Genomic DNA, 20301 nt, shown 5'->3' on the forward strand with positions numbered 1-20301 from the left:
GGTCAACGCCGCCCTGGACATCCACCATGATGATCCGGCGTTCGGCTACCGGTTCATCGCCGACGAACTCCCCGCCCACGGCATCACCGCCGGCCGTAACCGGGTCGCCCGGTTGTGCTCACAACAGCGCATCTGGTCGGTCTTCGCCAAACGCAAGGGCCTGACCAGACGGGCCGGACCGCCGGTACACGACGACCTGGTGCACCGCCGGTTCACCGCCGACGCCCCGAACCGGCTGTGGCTCACCGACATCACCGAACACCCCACCGCCGAGGGCAAGCTGTACCTGTGCGCGGTCAAGGACGTGTACTCCGGGCGGATCGTCGGCTACTCCATCGACTCCCGGATGAAAGCCTCCCTGGCAGTCGCGGCGCTGTCCAACGCCACCCGACTGCGGAACCCGGCCGCGACGATCGTGCACTCGGACAGAGGCAGTCAGTTCCGCTCCAGGAAGTTCGTGAAAGCGTTGCACCGCAACGGACTGGTCGGCTCCATGGGCCGCGTCGGCGCCTGCGGTGACAACGCCGCGATGGAATCGTTCTTCGCCCTGCTACAACGCAACGTCCTGGACCGGCAACGCTGGACCACCCGCCACGACCTCCGCCTGGCCATCGTCACCTGGATCGAACGCACCTACCACCGCCGCCGACGCCAACAACGCCTCGGCCGGCTCACCCCCATCGAGTTTGAGACAATCAACAGACCCGCACACGCGGCCTGAACCGTTCAGCCCCGCGAGTCAACCGAACCCGGGGCAGTCCCCCCCGCACGGGTGAGGAACCGCCCTGGCACCATCCCCATGTGAGCGACCTGCTGTGGGAGGACATCAAGGTATGGTTCGACCCCTACCTCAACGGCGCCCTACCGGACATACACATCCCTGCGACAACCGCAGCCGACTGGCAGAAACTCCTCGACCTCCTACAGTCCGAAGACTGGCAGGTCGCGTACCTGATCGACGACGAGCAACACCCCCTGCCGACCACCGCGGACGACATACTCGGTGTCCCCGACAAGGTCGGAGTCCAGCTCAACGTTCGACCAGCCCCCGGCATACTCGCGATCTTCCGACCGTACGAGGCCGAACAGATCGACTTCGACGTCGACCTGCGTGAACTGCAGGGCCAACACCAGGTGGACCTGCTCTTCCGGTTCCTCACCACGATCGGCCGCCGCCTCCGCAAGCCCGTGCTGATGACACCGGAGGGAACCGGGAACGAGCCCGTCCTCGGGTACCACCCCGAGGTCGACCAGATCGTCCTCCTGACCGATGACGGTTCCCCTTGGCATGAAGACCGCAGCGCGGGCCGGGCCAGGTGGCCACGGAATGACATCACTGCCACAGGCGACAGGGAATGCCCCGGGGAGCCAGGTAGCTACTCATGAGCCCACCATCCAGCGTCGATCGGCCGTTTGGTTGTTCCGACCGAAGAAATAGTTACGAGTGTTGTGCGGCCGGGCACTGATGGGGTTCGAGCTTCGTGTGGACGCCGAAGATCGGGCAGACTAGCCTCAACACGAATCCGGGTCGGAGCGTGTGGAAAGGCATGAGCTCTGCATGGAAGATATTCCCGCCCAAATCGGCCGCTACACGGTAGCGCACCGTCTCGGCTCGGGCGGCATGGGAGAGGTCTTCCTCGCATACTCCCCGGCCGGCTCGCCCGTAGCGGTGAAGGTGATCCGTAGCGACCGGCTGGACGAGGCCACGCGTGCCCGATTTGAACGAGAAGCGCTGATTGCCCGGACCGTAATCGGCACCAACCGGGTAGCACGGTTCCTAGACGCGGATCCCTACGCGCGGCGGCCGTGGCTGGCCATGGAGTACGTCGCGGGAGCCACGCTGCTGGACCACATCGAGTCCGAAGGTGTGCTGCCGTTGCCCTTGGTAGCCAGCCTCGGCGCGTTGCTGGCCGAAGGACTGGCGGCCGTCCACGAGGCTGGCCTGCTACACCGGGACCTGAAGCCTCAGAACATCATCCTTGGCACGGACGGGCCGATGATCATCGACTTCGGTTTGGCGGCACTCGTGGACGCCACGCAGGACTCGCTGTCCCACCCCGGCATGATCATTGGAACGGTTCGCTGCATGCCGCCGGAACAGGCCGGCGGCAACCCACGGGTCACGCCGGCGGCGGACGTCTACGCATTGGGCACGGTTCTGCTGTACGCCGCGGCAAGCCACTATCCATACGAGGGGCGGCAATGGCAGGCCATTGCCGCCCAGGTAACCAATTCCCAGGTCGCTCCGGATCTGAGCGGGGTACCAGCCACCCTGGTGCCGCTGATTGAATCGATGTTGGCGTACGAGCCGCAGGACCGGCCGACCGTCACGGACGTCGCGGCAAGCTGCGCGGGCCTACTCGGCGGCGCAGGGCTGAAGCCGGCCGACGCGCGGCTGGCCCTTGTCGCACGCACCGCAGGCCGCAAGCCCGCTGCTGCCGAGCACCGGCTCTCACCGTCGATCGAGGCGCGGCTGGACGACCTGCTTCCTTCTTCTCACGACATCGATCGAAGTCCACTGGACGGCCCGCTGTCGACACCTGTCGATGAGCCGACGCGGTCACAGGACAGCGACAGTAAGCCCTCCCTGAGTGATCCGCAGACGCCGGAGCGTACGGTGCTGGCGGGAACGTCCGTTACGTCGTTGGGGCACGAGCCGATACCCCGGCGCGGACCGGACCGGCCCCCTGCTTCGAGCCGTGTGGCCGATGAACTGCGCAGACAGTACGGGGTACAGATCAGTCTGTGACTAGGGTGTGACGCCCGTGGGTGAGCTGTCGAAGCTTCAAGAGCGGAAAGAGGTCGAAGCCGGGGTGAGCATCGAAGCCGAGGTCGTTGAGCGAAACGAAGGGACATCGGCGGGGTACCCACCGGGTGCGCAGGTGTTGGTCCGCGACGAGCTGTGGCTCGTTCGGAAGATCACGAAGACTAGCCGCGACGGGTTGATGGTGGAGGTCACCGGTGTGTCGTCCTTCGTCCGCGGCGTCGAGGCGGTGTTCTTCGAGCGGCTCGACGACATCCGCGTTTTGGACCCGCGCGATACGAAGTTGATCGCCGACGACTCGCCGAACCATCGTCGCGCCCGGCTGTATCTGGAGGCCGTGTTTCGCAAAACTCCGCTGCCGCAGACAGAGCGAGGGCTGGCGCTGGCGAATGGCTTCCTCATGGACCACCAGGTCCACCAGCTTCGTCCGGCGGAACTAGCGTTGTCGATGCAAAACCCGCAGCCGCGCATCCTCATCGCGGACGTCGTGGGCCTGGGTAAGACGCTGGAGATTGGCATTCTGCTGGCCGAGCTTATCCGCCGCGGCCGCGGCGAGCGCATCCTGGTCGTCACCCCCCAGCATGTCCTAGAGCAGTTCCAGCGTGAGCTGTGGACCCGCTTCGCCATCCCGCTGGTGCGGTTGGACTCCACAGGCATTCAACGGATGCAGCGAGAGATCCCGGCCGGACGCAACCCTTTCGCGTACTTCAAGCGTGCCATCATTTCGATCGACACGTTGAAGAGCGACACCTATGCTTCTCACCTTGAGCGCACTGATTGGGACGCCGTCGTCATCGACGAGTCACACAACCTGGTAAACCGCGCAACCAGAAACAACCGACTGGCTCAGCTGCTCGCCCGCCGCACGGACGCCCTCATCCTGGCCTCGGCCACCCCGCACAGCGGCCAGGCGGCGTCTTTCGCCGAGCTGATCCGCATGCTCGATGAGGCCGCCATCGCCGATCCGGCGAAATACGACGTGAACAAGCTGCGCCACCTATACATCCGTCGTACCAAGACCTCCCCGGAGGTGCGCGACGGCCTGCGCGGCAGCTGGGCCGACCGTGGCCCGTCCCAACCGATTGAGGTAGCGGCGACCGACGGCGAGGCGGCGGTGCTGGCGGAGTTGGGTGCCCGCTGGATCCCCGGCGACGGGAATGGCCCGTCCGTCAGCACCTCCCAGCTCGTCCCGTACCGGTTACTTAAGTCGTTCCTGTCGTCGCACCACGCCCTGTTGGCGACGATTGAAACCCGCCTGCGGACACTCAAAGACTCTCTGCGGAGCAAGCTGGCCGAGCCGGCCGCCCGCGAGGCGGAGCGGGACGCCCTCTTGACGCTGCGAGACCTGGTGGCACGGATCCGAGACGACGAGGCGGCCAAGTTCCGCGCCCTCGTGGACGAGCTGCGAGACATGGGTGTAGGCCCCGGCTCGGATGTTCGCGTCGTGGTGTTCTCCGAGAGCATCCCGACGCTTAACTGGTTGGCCGAGTCCGTCCCGGAGGCACTGGGTTTCCGCCGCGGCTCGAGCCCAGACGAGCGAAGGCCATGGCTGGGATACGGCGGCGTGGCCCAGGTGATGCACAGAGACTCCACGGTCGACGAGGAACAGAACAGCATCGTCGAGCGGTTCGGGCTCCGTGACGACCCCGTACGCATGCTGTTCACCGGTGACATCGCCTCAGAGGGCGTGAACCTGCACCAGCAGTGCCACCGGCTTATCCACTACGACCTTCCGTGGTCCCTGATCAGAATCGAGCAGCGCAACGGTCGAATCGACCGCTACGGCCAAGAGCACGAGCCCCAGTTCCGCGCGCTGATCCTCACCTGCGATCTGCCGTGGAAGACCGACGAGGAGACGGGCCGGCTGCGCACGTTGGACGACCGGCTCGTCGGGGAGAAGCTGCTGGTACGAGAAGCCGAGGCTCACAAGATCGAGGGGTCCGCCGAGGCGATCACGGGCCTCTACCGAGCCCGGGAGGAAGAGGACAGGCTGGTCCAGGACCTGATCGCCAACCGCACGGTCGAGCAGTCGATCAACAGGTCACGGCAGAGCGGATCGGCTTTCCTGGCCGGACTGTTGGGCCAGGTGGGCGCCGTTCCGGAACGTCCCGAGGTCCAGGCGGCCACCGTCCTGTCCCTGTTCCGATCTACAGAGGACTACTTCGAGGAGGCGCTGCGCCAGGTGTGCCGGCCGAATCCGGAAGACCACCTGTCGCTGCGGCGTGACGACGACGGCACGATCGCCTTCGAACCGCCGGCCGATCTGCTGCACAGGTTGCGGTCGTTGCCCAGGTCGTACCTGAACGAGCAGCGGGTCCTGCCGACGAAGAGCGAGCCAGGGCGGGTGCGCGTCACTTTCGCCAAGTCGCTCGCTGACGCCCGGCTGCGGGCCGCGCGGGAAACCTCGAAGTCGCAGTGGCCCAACGTTTCCTACGTGACTGACGTACATCCCGTGTTGGACTGGCTCACTGACAAGGTGCTCGTGGAGGTCGGCCGGCACCAGGCACTGGTGATGGCCGCAGCAGTTGAGGAGCCGGTGTTCCTTATCCAGGGGGTGTGCTCCAACGCCCTCGGTCGCCCCACCCTCGTTAAGTGGATGGCGGTTACCGGGCTGGCGAGGCACCCGCGTGTCGTGGAACTGACGCCGGTGCTGCTTGACCAATGGGGGGTGGGCCCCCAGATGCCGGGCCGCGCCCAACCCCGTGACCTACCAGGGCTGGCCAAGCTGGTCCCGGCCGCCGTCAACGAGGCCCGCCGGTACGTGGACGAACGCAGCGGGGCTTACCGGCAGGAGGTGTCGACGATCCTGGCCCCGTACCGTGAGCGCATCGGCACGTGGCATCAGGAAGCCCTGTTCGTCGCGCCGCGAAGTTCCGCGAAACAGGCGGTCGACGAGACTGCCGAGCGCCTGCGGCACCTGGTGGAGGCGTTGGAAACCGTGGGTAATCCCATGCTGCGTGTGCTGGCGGTCCTCGAGCCGACCGACAGTGCGGCGGAAGGTGGGGACCGATGACCGTCTTCGACTCGATTATCAACCGGGGCGAGTACCTCGCCGCTCACTATTTCGCCGACCAGCTCGCCGTCGACCTTAAGAAGCGGCTGTTCGCCACGTGGGCGATCCGCGAAGGCGACGAGTACGACAAGCGGATGACCCCCCGGCAGATGGTGCGGGCACTGCGCCGCGAGTACCTGACGCCAAACGTCCGTGGCTACTTCGCCGCAGGGCCGCAGCCCGACCCATATGACTTACTCAACCTGGGCACCTACAACGATTCGGAGTGGCGGAAGCGGCTGGAGGAGTGGCACGACGTCGTGCTGCGCGCGCTCGGCTACCAGCCCGTCCGCACTGAGCTGACCGTGCACCGGGCCGGCCGCGAGCACGCCGTGCCTGTTGCTTACCACGGTGCTGGCATCGTGGCGCTGGCTTGTGGGTGGGCTGCCGATGGGGACGCCGCGTTCGACCCAGCCGGGGCCGGACGGCTGCTGTCACCGCTGCGGGTCAACGCCGCCGAAAGTTACGAGACTGGCGCGGCTCTCGCCTCGTGGCTCTTCCAGACCAACATCGGCACGCCCGAGGGACCACCCCCACGGTTCGTGCTGCTGCTGCACGGTGGCGTCATCGTGCTCACCGACCGCAATTCGTGGGCCGAGGGGCGTTACCTCGCCGCCAATCTCGACGCCGCGCTCGAACGCAACGACCGAGCCCAGTTCGGCGAGCTCGCGACGATCGCGGCTCTCTTCTGCCGCGAGATGCTGTGCCCCGGTGAGAACGACAGCGCCCCGGTGATGGATGCCCTACTCAAGGGCTCCACCGTCAATGCCGTCGGGGTATCCAAGGAGCTGCGGCATGGCGTGCAACGCGCCGTCGAGATCATCGCGGGCGAGGTCCTGCGGCGGATGGCCGAGCCCGTCAACGATGTCACCCCGGCAGACATCGAGGACCCGCGCCTGCCATTTGCCCGGGAGCTGACCCGCGACTGCCTGCGGTACCTCTACCGGATCCTGTTCCTGCTCTACGCCGAGGCCCGTCCCGAGCTTGGCATCCTGCCCGCTGACGACGGCAGCTACGAGACCGGCTACTCAGTCGCGCGGCTGCGCGAGCTGGTCGCCCGCGACGAGGAGCTCGTCGAGGAGGAAGCAAAGCACAGCCTCCACCTCTACCAGTCGCTCGACCTGCTATTCAACAAGGTCAACTTCGGTCATCGCCGCTACGGTACCGAGCCGGACGACGACCAGCCTGTCGACGACGAGCAGACCCGTAGGGAGAAGGCGGAGCGGCGCAGTGAGGACATCGGCCTGCGGTTCGACCCGCTAAGCAGTGAACTGTTCGATCCGGACTCGATTAGGCTCATCGGCCAGCGAGTAATGGACCCGCGGTGCGACGAGGAGACAGCGCCGCGCTGGCTCGACCTGCGCCTGCGCAACTCTGCCCTGCACCGCGTCCTGCGACTGCTCACCATGAAGAAGGGCCGGCCCGGCGAGCGGGGCGGCTTTGTGTCGTACCGAAACCTCGGCATCAACGAACTCGGCGCAGTGTACGAGGGGTTGATGTCCTACACCGGCATCATCGCCGACGAGGAGCTGTGCGAAGTCGCCAAGGACGGCGATCCAGAGGAGGGCTCCTGGCTCATCCCCGCCCGTCGGCAGAACGACTACCCCGATGAGACGTTGGTCCACTACGACGAGGAGGACGCGCGCCACGGGTTGCGCGGTGCCAAGAGGTACGAGCGCGGCTCTTTCGTCTACCGACTCTCCGGCCGGGAACGCGAAACCTCAGCGTCGTACTACACCCCGGAGTCGCTCACTAAGGTGACGGTGGAGCTGGCACTCAAGGAGCTACTCAGCCAAGACGCCGACACGACACGCGCAGCCAAGCTGCTGTCATACAAGATCTGCGAGCCAGCGCTCGGCTCCGGTGCTTTCCTTAACGAGGCGATCAACCAACTGGCCGAGGAGTACCTGCGCCGACGGCAGAAGGAGCTGGACCGCTCGATTCCCGCGAGCGACGTACTGACCGAGAAGCAGAAGGCCAAGGCGTACATCGCCCTGCACAACGCGTACGGCGTCGACCTGAACGCCACCGGACGCGAGCTGGCCGAGGTCTCGCTGTGGCTAAACACCATGCACCCGGGCATGCAGGCGCCGTGGTTCGGGCTGCACCTACGCCGTGGCAACTCGCTCATCGGCGCCCGCCGCGCCATCTACACCGCCCATGACCTCTGCTCGCCGGACAAGGCCTGGCTGAAGGCCAAGGGCGGCCTCGCGCCGACGCCGCTACCGCTGCGCCGCGACGGCCAACCGCAGCCGCTACCCGACGATGCGGTGCACCATTTCCTGCTGCCCTCACCCGGATGGGCGGCGATCACCAACTCCCCCGAAGCCAAGAAGCTCGCCAAGGACGAGGTTGACCGGCTGGCCGCCTGGCGGAGAGGGCTCCTCCAGCGACCAACCCGCAGCACCGCCCACCTCAACGCCGACGGCACACCGAAGATCGACAAACGCACCGACAACCGGCAAATGGAGAAGGCCTCCCAGTTCACCAGGCTGCGCGACGCCGCCCGGCGGGCCGAGTTCTTGTGGTCGTGCGTGGTCAAGCGGATGGAACTCTCCGAGCGTGAGATCGCCCGCCGGCTCGCCGTCTGGGGCGCCGACCCCGCCGACCCGGAGTACGCCTTCCTCCGGCGGCCCGAGCAGGCCGTGTCAAAGGAGAAGGTGTATGCCGAGCTGTTCGAGGCTGCCGGCACCCCGTACCGGCGGCTGAAGACCGTCATGGACGCCTGGTGCGCCCTGTGGTTCTGGCCCGCCGGCCGGGTCGGCCTGCTCGACAGCACGGACCCCGAGTACGCCGCGCATGCCGCGGAGGTCGGCGTGGACACGCTCGCCGAGATGCTCGGCGGCATCGGCGATGCGTCGGCCGACCTCGCGCCTGCCGGCGACGAAGGCAGCCAGCGGCCAGCCGCAGCCGACGAGCAGCCGTTAGCGGCACCAGTCTTCGTTCAGGCGATGACGCTCTTCCCTCTCGACGGTGAGCAGATGTCGCTGGACGAGGCGGACTGGGAAGCCGCTGCGGCGACGTCGGCCGCCACGCCCAAGGCGAAGCCGAAGAAGATGCCGAAGCCCAAGCAGCCGGCTCGCCGTCCGGTGATCCCGCTGACGAACCTCGACGACTGGCTCGACTTCCTCGATGCGATGCTCGGCGCGGCTGACGTCCCGGATGGCACGTTGCTCGACAAGTACGACGACCTCGACAACCTGAAGGAGTTCGAGGAGAATCTCGTCCTCTTCATGGGCATGGACAACGGCGAGCCGGAGGCGCGGTTCCCGTGGCTACGGGTCGTGCGGGACCTCACCGATCGGCATGCATTCCTGCACTGGGAGCTGGATTTCGCGCTGGTCTTCGCCGAGAACGGCGGCTTCGACCTCCAGGTCGGCAACCCGCCGTGGGTGCGGCCCCGGTGGGATGAAGACGCTGTGCTGGCCGAGTACGAGCCCTGGTTCGAGCTGGAGGAGAAGCCAGCCCAGGAGGAGAAGGACCGTCGCCGCCAGCAGTTGCTGGAGCGGCAAGAGGTCCGGAAGTACGTGATGCGCGAGCTGACCACGACGAGTGGCCAGGTCGCCTTCTTCGGGTCTTCGCAAGGATATCCGCTGCTCGTCGGCACGCAGCCAGACCTCTACCGGGCGTTCATGTGCCAGGTCTGGGCCCACCAGTCAACAAACGGCACGGTCGGCCTCCTGCACCCCGATAGCCACTTTACTGGCGACAAGGAGGGGCCGCTGCGGGCCGAGGCATATCGGCGGCTACGCATCCACGGTGACTTTGTCAACGCAGGTCAACGCTTTTTCCCAGAGCCGGTGGGACACGCTACCCACTTTGGCGTCCATGTATATGGCCGTCTGGGGAAGATCTCCTTCGACCACCTCTCGTGGCTGGTGTCCACCAGCGCGCTGCAGCACTCCCGGGCCCACGACGGCTCCGGAGAGATACCTGGGATCCGCTACCAGCATCGGGAGTTCGACGAACGGCCGCACCGGAGCCGCGTCGTCACGGTCACCGAGGACGTGCTGGCGGTGTGGCGAAAGCTGCTGGACGAGAAGGACCGGCCACTTCCCCACGCCCGGCTGTTGTTTCCGGTCAGCACCGCCGAGGCCGCCGCCATCGAGGCGTTGGCCGCCTATCCGCTACGACTTGCCGAGTTGACGCCACCCATCACCCGCGGTTACGACGAGTCAGGCGCAAAGAAGACGAATCTGATTCAGTACAACCGGGCCGACGCTGCAACCGGACGTGAGTACCAGCCGGTTGCCTGGAGCGAGGTTGTGCTCAAGGGCATCCAGATCAGCACCGCCACTCCGATCTTCAAACGCCATGATGCCAACAGCAACGATCCCTACGGCTACGACCTGGTCAGCCTGCCATCCGATTTCGTGCCCGACACGGAGTACGTCTGCGTCCCCGGACGCGAGGCGGCGTTCCGGGAAGCGCAAGATCGGTGGGTGGATCACCAAAAGTTGCCGCGCCTTCGAGCGGATGCCGAAGCGGTGGCCGAGGCTCGGGCGCAGGTTGCGGTTCGACTCGGGATTCCCGAGACGGACGTCGAGGAAGAGCGGGTCGATACGCTGCTGACCGAGCAGGCACGCCGGCCGTACGTAGAGTTCTACCGCCTGGCCTGGAGACGACAGATTTCGTCCAACAGCGAGCGCGCCTTGTACTCGGCAATCATCCCACCCGGACCAACGCACGTGGATGCTGTTCACAGCCTTGTGCTGCGTGATCAACGCATGGTGACGTTGGTCCAAGGCTTCTGGGCCTCGCTACCTCTGGACTACTTCGTCCGCACTACCGGGCGTGGTGACCTTCGAATCGGCGGTGCTAAGGCGATGCCGGCTCCGCACGAGAACCACCCGCTCGCGTCGGCGCTGCTGTTGCGTACCCTGCGGTTGAACTGCCTCACCAGCGCGTACGCCGACCTGTGGGCGGAGCTGTTCGACCCGGCGTGGCTGGACGGCGAGACGTGGGTCTTTGACTGGGCGGGCCTACCGCCGCTCAACGACGTCACTCCGGACTGGCGGCCCGAAACGCCGCTGCGTACCGAGCGGGCACGGCGGTCCGCGCTCGTGGAGATCGACGCCCTGGTCGCGGTCTGGCTGGGCATCAGCGCCGACGCGCTCATCGCCGCGTACCGGGGGCGCTTCCCGGTGTTGCAGAAGTACGAGGCCGTCACGTGGTTCGACGCCGACGGGTGGAAGCTCGCCGGCAACGCCCGGACGGCCGGCCAGCGGCAGACCAAGCAGACGTGGGCGCAGTTCGAGGCGTACCAGAAGGACCCCGTTAACGCGCCGACGCCCGACGATTACACGCCGCCGTTCTATAAGGCTGACCGGGAGATCGAGATGCGGGCGGCGCACGCCGTTTTTCAGGCCCGGCTGGACGCCGCGATCGCCCGGGGTGACTGGGATCCCGCAGCCCCGGAGGTGAACGCACCGTGAGGCCTACCTTGCAGGCCAGGGCACTGAAGGAGAGCCTGCTCCAGTACCTGTCGACCACCTATGCGTTGGCCGACGAGGGCGCTCGGGAAGCGTTGCACCGGTTCCTCGGCGATGAGACCACGGGCATGTTCCGAGGCCCGTACCTGCGGATCCGCACGCCGTTCACCCTGGCCGCACCAAGTTGGGAGCGGCACCTGGAGTGGCGGCGCGAAGACTGGACCCCCTACGCCCATCAAGCGGCAGCCTTCGCACGCCTGAGCTCCGTCGACGGGCACACGCCGCAGCCGACCCTGATCACCACCGGCACCGGCTCGGGTAAGACCGAGTCGTTCCTTTACCCGGTGCTGGACCACTGCCGTCGGGAGCGCGCCGCCGGCAAGGCCGGTGTCAAGGCGATCCTGCTGTACCCGATGAACGCGTTAGCCACCGACCAGGCCCAGCGGCTCAACGAGCTACTCATCGGCAACCAGGACCAGCTCGGCCGTGTATCGGCCGGGCTGTACATCGGTGACCGGGCGGTGCTGCGCTACGACCGGGTACGCACCAAGCGGTCTGAGATGCAGCTCACGCCGCCCGACATCCTCATCACCAACTACAAAATGCTGGACCTGCTGCTGCAGCGTGACGATGACCGGCCGCTGTGGCATGACGCCGACATCCGGTATGTGGTGGTCGACGAGTTCCACACCTACGACGGTGCGCAGGGTACCGACGTGGCGATGCTGTTGCGCCGCCTCGCGGCTGCGGTCGGCTCGCCGGACGAGAAGCGGCCACTCGGCGACATCTGCCCGGTGGCGACGTCGGCGACGCTGGCGTCGGCCACCGACGATAAGGCGATCGCGAGTCTTCTCGACGTGGCGACCGATGTCTTCGGTGCGGAGTTCACTCCCGACTCGATCGTTGGTGAGGACCGGCTGGCGGTTGACGAGTTCATCGCGATGGACGACCTCGATCTGGCGCTGCCGCTGCCGTCGCCGGAGGAGATCCTGGCGTTGCCCGATCCGGATGCCGGCGAGGACGCGCTGCTGGACTTAATCGAGGCGGTTACGGCGGTCCGAATTCCGGATCAGGTGCTGTTGGCCAGCCATCTGAAGCGGCACCTGTTTACCCGGGCCGTTCTGATGGCGTTCAGCGGGGACCTGAGAAGCAGTGCGGAGGTACTCGACACGATGTGGCGGGCCGGCGCGTCCGGCTGGGCAGCAACGATTGCGCGGCAGCCGGAGAAGGCCGCCGAAGCACTTGCCCGGTTCGTGGCGCTGCTGTCCTACGCTCGCCAGGCGGGCGCCAAGCCCGGCGAGGTGCGGCCGTTCGTGCACGTCGAGGTGCACCAGTGGGCTCGTGCGGTGACCCGCCTGTTGCGTGGCGTCCTGCCGTGGCCTCGCGCGGAGTTCCGCTGGGACGTCGCCGGCAATCAGGACAGCGCGGCGCGGAACGGAAGCCCAATCGTGCCGGCCACCACGGCCACGGCTGGGCAGTCCGCGAACCTGTTCCTGCCGGCGGTCTACTGCCGGTCCTGTGGGCGGTCGGGTTGGGCGGTGTTCTCACCCGAGAGCGACGACGGGGAGGTGCACTTCGACACGTTCAAGATCCGCCGGGCCGCGGCGGGTCAGGACAAGGTGCGTGTCCGCTACCTGATCGCCGCTACGGACCGGGAGGCGCGCGAGGGCTTGCGACCGGTACTCATGCCGGCAAGCGCCCGTCATGCTCCGAGCGGGTCGCCCACGTCCCACGGCGTGGCCGGAACGCTGCTGGTGCTGGACGCTGTCCGTCAACGGCTGCGACCTTCTGACCCGGCTCGTGACTACGACGCCAGTATCGGGGAACCCCGGTTGACGGCGCGGGACTCAGCGTTTGTGCTGGCTAACGTCGGTGCGACGGCGAACACTGCGGCGCGTGAGGACTGGTGTCCCGCCTGCGGGGAGCGCAATGCGATCCGGTTCCTCGGCACGGGAGCGGCTGCGGTGGCGGCCGCTGCGATCACGCAGCTGTTCACCGGCGGCGAGCTGGATAAGGGGCTCGGCGAGGACAAGACGTTGATGTTCAACGACTCGGTCCAGGACGCCGCCCACCGTGCCGGGTTTGTCGCCAACCGCTCATATACGTTCTCGTTGCGGGCTCTGCTGGCGGCGCACCTGACCGAACGCGACGGCAGGGCGCTCAACGACTTGATTGCCGACGTGGTGGAGGCCACCACGGACCGGGAGACGCTAGCTGCCGTCGTACCGCCGGACCTGCACGGCCTGCGTGGAGTGGACCGGCTGCTGTCCGGGCGTGCCCGCGGTGGAGACCTGGCGACCTGGAAGCTGATCGGACAGCGGTTGGCGTTCGAGACGCTGATGGAGTTCGGGTTCCGCTCGCGCAACGGTCGCACGTTGGAGCTGACCCGCACTGCCGTTGCCCACGTGCGCATTTCCGACCCAGTCGCTGCGGCGGCGCTCGTTCGGGAGGTCCACGCCGGGCTGGAGCACGACGGGCTGCCGTTAGAAACGCAGGACGACGCGCGGTACCTCGCCTTCCTGCGTGTCGTCCTCGAGCGGTTGCGCACACGCGGCGCGGTCGCGCACACGTGGCTGGACCAGTACATCAACGAGGCGGGCACCAGCCGCTACTTCATCTGGGGACAGCGGCCAGTGGGGATGCGGGCGTTTCCCAGCAACGTCGCTGCCCCGGTGTTCCTGCTCGCCCAGCCAAAGGCTGGCAGCGAGTTCGACATCGCCGCCGGTCGGCTGTCCTGGTACGAGCGCTGGGCGGGTCGCTGCCTCGCGCTGCCCCGGGAGGTGACCGGAGAGTTCTGGGGCCTGCTGCTGCCCAAGCTCACCTCGGCTGGTCTGTTGTCGGTGCGGACGCCCAACGACACCTCCGCCCGGGTCTATGGGCTTCGGCCCGGCAACATCGAGGCGTTGCTGCTCGGCGACGACGAGGTACAGGAGTCGTTCGTACGTTGCCCTGTCTGCTCCTGGGAGCAGACCGTCCATCCGTCACTGCTGGACCAGTGGCGTGAACAGCCGTGTCCGTCGTACCGCTGCCGCACGGGCCGCCTGGTGGCCGGTGACCGCCCGGACGGCCTGGGCCGCCACCACCGCGACCGCGACTACACCCGCGACTACTACCGAGGGCTGTACCGCCGGGCGGGCACTTACCAGATCGTGACGGCCGAGCACACCGGTCTGCTGACCCGGCCACAGCGGGAACGCGTCGAGGCGGCGTTCAAACGCAGCCGTGACGACAAGGACGCCCGGCACAACGACCCGAACGTGCTGTCCTGCACGCCAACGCTTGAGATGGGCATCGACATCGGCGACCTCTCGGCGGTGGTGCTCGCCGCGCTGCCGCGCCGGCCCGCCAGCTACGCCCAGCAGACCGGCCGGGCCGGTCGCCGCACCGGTAACGCCTTCCTGTTGACCATCCCAGATCGGCGGCGGCGCGACCTGTACTTCCTGGATCGGCCGAAGGATCTGATGGCCGGGGCCATCGTGCCGCCCGGCTGTTACCTGTCGGCAGTGGAGATCCTTCGCCGCCAGTACGTCGCGCACCTGCTCGACCTCGCAGCCGCCCAGAAGCTCGTCCGCGCCGACGGGATCGTGCTGCGGCCGTTGCCGCGCCGGGCACCCGCGCTGTTCGGCCCGTCCGGCTACCTCACGGATCTCGTGCAGGTCGCCACGGCGCAGGGGACCACCCTGGTCGGGGGCTTCCTCCAGCTGTTTTCCACGGGAGTCAGCGACCACGTCAAGGGGGAATTGAAGTCGTTCGCCACTCACGGGCTGGTCTCGGCGGTCGAGGAGGCTGAGCGCGAGTGGAAGCGGGTGGAGCAGCTTCTCCGGACCCGGCTGCGGGCGATCGACGAGGCGCACGCCGAGCTGCACGACACGGACCCGGAGCAGACCAAGGAAAAGGCTGAGCTCGACGCCGAACGACGCGTCGTGGGCAAGCGGCTGCTGTTGCGGGGTGATACGGCGGCGCAGGCCGCGTTGTGCGACCTGGGTCTGCTGCCGAACTACGCGCTGATCGATACGACCACCACCCTGTCGGCCACCGTGTACGGCGAGGACGGGGTCGTCGACCCGCAGACCAGACGTCCCCGTATCACCGCCGAGAACATGGCGTACCAGCGGCCGCGCCGCTTCGCACTGTCGGAGTTGGCCCCGGGGAACGCCTTCTACGCCCAGGGATACCGGCACGAGATCACCGGCGTGGAGCTGATGACCGACGGGCGGCCGGACTGGCACAGCTGGCGCGTCTGTCCGGCGTGCGGATACGTGCGCACCGAAGACTCCGCCAACGACCGGTCGCCCTGCCCGCGGTGCCACAGCACCCAGATCGCGGACGACGGCTCCTGTCTCTTCCATGTGGTGGAGCCCGTGACGGTGACGTCTCGCGACCGGCGGGAGGACGCCCGCATCCGCGACGACCGGGACGAGCGTGACCGCCGCTTCTACACCGTTATCGATGCGGTTGACTTCCCCGAGAATGCCATCGCAAGCGGCTCGTGGCGGCACGTCCGCCAGACCTTCGGCGTCGACTACTGCCGGCGGGCGATGATCCGCCGCATCAACGTCGGCCCGGCACGGTTCGATGCCCCGCCGCGCGACACCTTCGCCGGGCACACCGTGCGGCTCAACCCCTTCCATGTGTGCACCGGATGCGGTGCCGCCACCGCCGACGGCAAGCCAGTGTTCGACCACGACACCGATGCGCTGACCTCCTCAGCCGCGCGCAACCCGAAGCTCAAGCACCATCGGCCCTGGTGCCCGCTGAGGCGAGGGCTACGCGCTGGGGTCACCCAGGAGCCAGTTCTGTTGGCCCACCAGCTGCGCACCGAGGCGATCCGCGTGCTGTTGCCGGCCGCAACTGCGGACGTCGACGCCAAGGTCCACTCCTTCCGGGCGGCCCTGCGCATGGGTGTCGACCTGCATTTCGGCGGAGATCCCCAGCATCTCGACACCACCATCGCCTCCATGCCGGACCAAAAAAGTGGGGAACGCCGCTGGTTCCTGGTGGTGTTCGACGAACTGCCGGGCGGCACTGGCTACCTTGACCGGCTACGGGAGGAGGATGCCTTCAAGGAGACCCTCGCCAAGGCATACGAGGCGCTGCGCAACTGCCCGTGCGCGGAGGAACAGCGTCGGGCGTGTCACCGGTGCCTGCACCGCTACACCCCCGAGGTACTGCAGGACGTCGTGTCCCGGCGTACGGCCATCGCGATGATCGAGTCACTGCTGTTCACCGGCGACGGTGCCGATGGATGGGACACCGAGAAGGTCGACAACACCGGGCTGATCGGACTCGACCTCCAGGTCGAGTCTGACCTGGAGGCGCGGTTCCTCGCTGTGCTGCGCCAGTGGGCCACGGTGACTGACGACGTCGCCCTCGACGAGGACGGCAACGCCAGTGGACATCTGCGTTTCACCGCCGGCGCCGACGTCGTGCACTGGCGACTCACCGCTCAGCAGCAGATGGGTAACACCCGCACCGACTTCACCTTCACCCGGGTGGACGGGCCGACCCACAGCGTGAAGGTTTACCTGGAGGGCTACCAGTTTCACGCCACCCGTGAGCACAACCGCATCGCGACCGACGCCGCCCAACGCACCCGCCTACGCGCCGACGGCCACGCCGTCTTCCAGATCACCTGGGCCGACATCGACCTCTTCGAGAGCCGCGCCACGGCGGCCCGCCCCGTCTGGCCCCCCTATGCCGGGATGGCGCAGGAACAAGCCAAAGCGGCCTACGAGCAGTACGGCGGGCAGCGGGCGCACCTGCCCGGTGCGGTATTCGCCAACCCCATCGACACCATGATCGCCTACCTACGCGATCCTGATGCCGGCCGCTGGGCACGCCGGGCGAGCGCGCTGGTGACCGGGCTGCTCGCCGTCCCGGGAACGGTCCCCGTCATCACCACCGGGAAACGTAGCCCGTTTGTGGAGGCTCTCCGTGCGGAGCTGATACGACTCGGACCGGCCGGCAAGCACGATGCAATCGACAACCAGGGTGCGATCGACCAGCACGCCTCTGTCCACCTCTACCGCGCACACGAGATGACCGGCCTGCCGATCATCGTCGCACTCGACGCCGCCGACACCGATCGGCTGCGGTGGTCCGCACTCGCGGTGCTCGACGACGCCGCAGAGGTTCTGGACACCGACGCGCACAAGCGGCGTTGGCGGGCATGGCTGTACTGGACCAACATCACCCAATTCCTTCCCTACGGCGGTGGGGACGGTGTCCAGTTGGCGGCCAGCCGTGCCGCCGAGTTCGAGGTCGAGACGCTAGCCATCTGCGGCGGGCTGGGCGAAATCGGCAACCTGAGCGCGCGCCGCCGGCCGCCGCAGGTCGACGCGGAGTCAACCGCGTCCGTCCCAAGACGACCCGACGCCGACACCGCGGCGGTGCAGCGCGACACGGCGTGGGACGAGGACATCCTGGCATTACTGCGGGAGGAGCCAGACGAATCGGCTGACCTGCTGCGCCTCGCCGACGAGCTCGCCGCCCGCGGCAAGCGGGCACCGGTCTTCGGCTACGAGCTGGGCTCGGGGCGCTGGCTCGTGGACTTCGGCTGGGCCGATTCCAATGTCAAGATCGCAGTCGTGTACGACCACGCGAGCGCCGACAGCGACGAGGCGCGCCGCCGCGATAGGGCGTACATCGACGCCGGCTGGACGGTACGCACGGCAGCGGACTGGCTGGTCCACCTCAAGGAATTGATCTCCCGGCTGCCCGATACGGAAGGCTCCACCCGATGACCACCGCCCGGCTCAGCCTCTACCGCAAGGCCGAACAGGAGCTCTACAAGCTCGACCGCGTAGTGAAGGCGCAGTTCTACGATTTCTGCCATCTCTTCCGGCAGAACCCGGAGCAGCCCGGCCTCGACTTGAAGAAGCTCAAGGGCGACTCTCGGATCTACCGTGCGAAGATCAACCAGTCGTACCGGGCGCTGCTCGCGCCCGTCGGCGTCGACGCCGACGGCGCCCAGAGCTGGCTCGTCGTTGCCGTCCGGCACCGCAAGGACGTCTACGACCAACTCCAGGTCGCCGTCAACCGGGTCACCGGGGAAATCGAGTTCGTTGACCTGGCAGTCGTCGGCGACAGCGCCCTGCGTCGCGTCGGCATCACTCTCACGCCCGCCGAACCCGAACCCGCCCCGGCGGCGAGACCGACAAAGGAAGCGCCGACGCCGCCGCCTGCGCCGCCGCTGCTGGCCGGCTACAACGTCCAACAACTCCGGGAACTCGGAGTCGCCGACCAGCTCATCGACCTAGCCTTGGCCGTCACTAGCGATGCGGAGCTGGACGAGCTACTCGAAGGCGCCCCGGCCCTGTCCAGGGACATCCTGTACGGCCTTGCATCTGGGATGAGTATCGACGCGGTCCGCGAGGAGATCACCGCGCCGGTCCGGCTCAAACAAGAACCGGACCCAGCAGACCTGGCGGCCGCGTTCGCCCGCACCACGGTCACGACCGTCGACAAGCACGTGCAGGCGGCGATCGAGGAAGGCGACTTCCGTGCCTGGCGCGTCTACCTCCACCCCGCCCAGCAGAGAATCGTCGAACGGCACTACGGCGGTCCCGCCCGGGTGTCCGGCGGTCCAGGCACCGGCAAAACCGTCGTCGCCCTACACCGGGTCAAGCACCTGGCGCAGGCACTGCCGCCCGGCACAGACAAGCCCATCCTCGTGACGACTTTCACCGCCAACCTCGCCAACGACCTCCGGCTTCGGTTGGCCTCGCTCATCGAGCCACACCTGATGGAGCGGGTCGACGTCACCCACATCGACCAGTTGGCCGCCCGGGTCATCGGCGAGAACACCACTCAGCGCAGTCGAAAGCGACGCATCAGCGACCACGCCGCCGTCACGGAGATGCGGCAGCTACTCCTCGAACTCGACGAACGCCGCTGGGACGCCGAGTTCCTCGTCGAGGAATGGGAGCAGGTCATCCTCGGCCAGGCCGTCCAGAGCCGCTCAGCCTACTTCCAGGTGCGCCGCGCCGGCCGCGGCCGTGCCCTCTCTCGCCCCGAGCGCAGCCAGGTCTGGAAGCTGATCGAACAGCTCACCGCCCGACTGGACAAGCTCGGTGTCGAAACCTGGGGCCAGGCCGCAGAACGCGCCGCCCGCTTCGAGATGGATCAAGCTGCGGCGTTCGAGGCGCCTCGGGCCCCCGGCTCATCCCCGGGTGACAGCTCGGGTTCGATGCGCCTTGGCTACCGGTACCGGCACATCGTCGTCGACGAGGCTCAGGACCTCCGCGCCGCCCACTGGAAGATGCTGCGCGCCATGGCCGACCCGAGCCTGCCCGACGACCTTTTCATCGCGGGCGACACCCACCAGCGGATCTACAACCACCAGGTGTCTCTCGGCGCACTGGGCATCCACATCCGGGGCCGGTCGGCTCGGTTGACCCTGAGCTACCGCACCACACGGGAGATTCTTGCCCAGGCGCTGCTCATCGCGCAGGACAGCAACGTCAGCTACGACGACCTAAACGACGGCACCGACACGCTCGCCGGTTACCGGTCGATCCTTCACGGCCCTTCGCCAACTTTCACAGGGTATGACTCGTGGAACAACGAGCTTGCCGGGCTGGCCGCGACCCTAGCGGACTGGCGGGCCGAGCTATCCACAGGCGAAAAGGGTATCTCGGTCGATCCTGCGGGACACATCGCGGTTTGTGTTGCGGACCATGAACGAGTAAGTCAGGTGCTGGACTACCTCGCCGCCAAGGCCGGTATGACCTGCGCCGAACTGACCAAGGAAGGCCCCATGGACGACGGTGACATCCACGTCGGCACCATGCACCGCTTCAAGGGGCTCGAGTACCAGCGACTCGCGATCGTCGGAGTCAGCGAGGGCATCCTCCCACGCGCCGGCGTTGAACGATGTCGCGAAGAGGACCCGGTGCGGTACGAGCGCGAACTGCGCAAGGCGCGGTCCTTGCTGTTCGTCGCCGCCACTCGAGCCCGTGATGCCTTGGCGGCTAGTTGGCATGGCGCACCGAGCCCGCTGCTCGAGGTAGTCCAGCGTCGCGAGACCACCTGACTCTCTTGGAAGGTGAACG

7 protein-coding genes are annotated in these 20301 nt (G+C 67.3%); all 7 read left to right on the top strand.

Features of this window, described 5'->3' with window-relative positions; genetic code table 11:
• The coding region (locus ABT336_RS17445; protein ID WP_350897645.1) for an IS3 family transposase at nucleotides 1–721 on the top strand (721 nt) is incomplete at its 5' end.
• Nucleotides 722–801: 80 nt separating this feature from the next.
• A complete protein-coding gene (locus ABT336_RS17450) occupies nucleotides 802–1386 on the top strand; it encodes a hypothetical protein (protein ID WP_350897646.1) in 585 nt (194 codons plus the stop codon).
• Between the two features lie 172 nt (nucleotides 1387–1558).
• Nucleotides 1559–2749, top strand: coding sequence for a serine/threonine-protein kinase (locus ABT336_RS17455; protein WP_350897647.1), 1191 nt, complete (start codon nucleotides 1559–1561; stop codon nucleotides 2747–2749).
• A 16-nt stretch (nucleotides 2750–2765) separates the two neighbouring features.
• The gene (locus ABT336_RS17460) at nucleotides 2766–5777 is read left to right on the top strand and encodes an SNF2-related protein (RefSeq protein WP_350897648.1); all 3012 of its coding nucleotides are present in this window, start codon (nucleotides 2766–2768) and stop codon (nucleotides 5775–5777) included.
• Nucleotides 5774–11251, top strand: coding sequence for a class I SAM-dependent DNA methyltransferase (locus ABT336_RS17465; RefSeq protein WP_350897649.1), 5478 nt, complete (start codon nucleotides 5774–5776; stop codon nucleotides 11249–11251). Before ABT336_RS17460 ends, ABT336_RS17465 begins: the two co-directional genes overlap by 4 nt.
• Entirely contained in the window at nucleotides 11248–17991 is a 6744-nt protein-coding gene (locus ABT336_RS17470) for a DEAD/DEAH box helicase (RefSeq protein ID WP_350897650.1), read from the top strand. The genes ABT336_RS17465 and ABT336_RS17470 overlap by 4 nt, the downstream gene beginning before the upstream one ends.
• Nucleotides 17988–20282 (top strand): UvrD-helicase domain-containing protein, encoded by a 2295-nt coding sequence (locus tag ABT336_RS17475; RefSeq protein ID WP_350897651.1) that lies wholly within the window; start codon nucleotides 17988–17990, stop codon nucleotides 20280–20282. The genes ABT336_RS17470 and ABT336_RS17475 overlap by 4 nt, the downstream gene beginning before the upstream one ends.
• Nucleotides 20283–20301 lie beyond the last annotated feature (19 nt).

This window comes from Micromonospora sp. NPDC000207, from assembly GCF_040300925.1.
GTDB lineage: Bacteria > Actinomycetota > Actinomycetes > Mycobacteriales > Micromonosporaceae > Micromonospora.

Excerpts from the sequence above, each read along its gene's own strand:
- ABT336_RS17475 (WP_350897651.1), top strand. The coding sequence starts at position 17,988 with ATGACCACCGCCCGGCTCAGCCTCTACCGCAAGGCCGAACAGGAGCTC.
- ABT336_RS17465 (WP_350897649.1), top strand. The coding sequence starts at position 5,774 with ATGACCGTCTTCGACTCGATTATCAACCGGGGCGAGTACCTCGCCGCT.
- ABT336_RS17455 (WP_350897647.1), top strand. The coding sequence starts at position 1,559 with ATGGAAGATATTCCCGCCCAAATCGGCCGCTACACGGTAGCGCACCGT.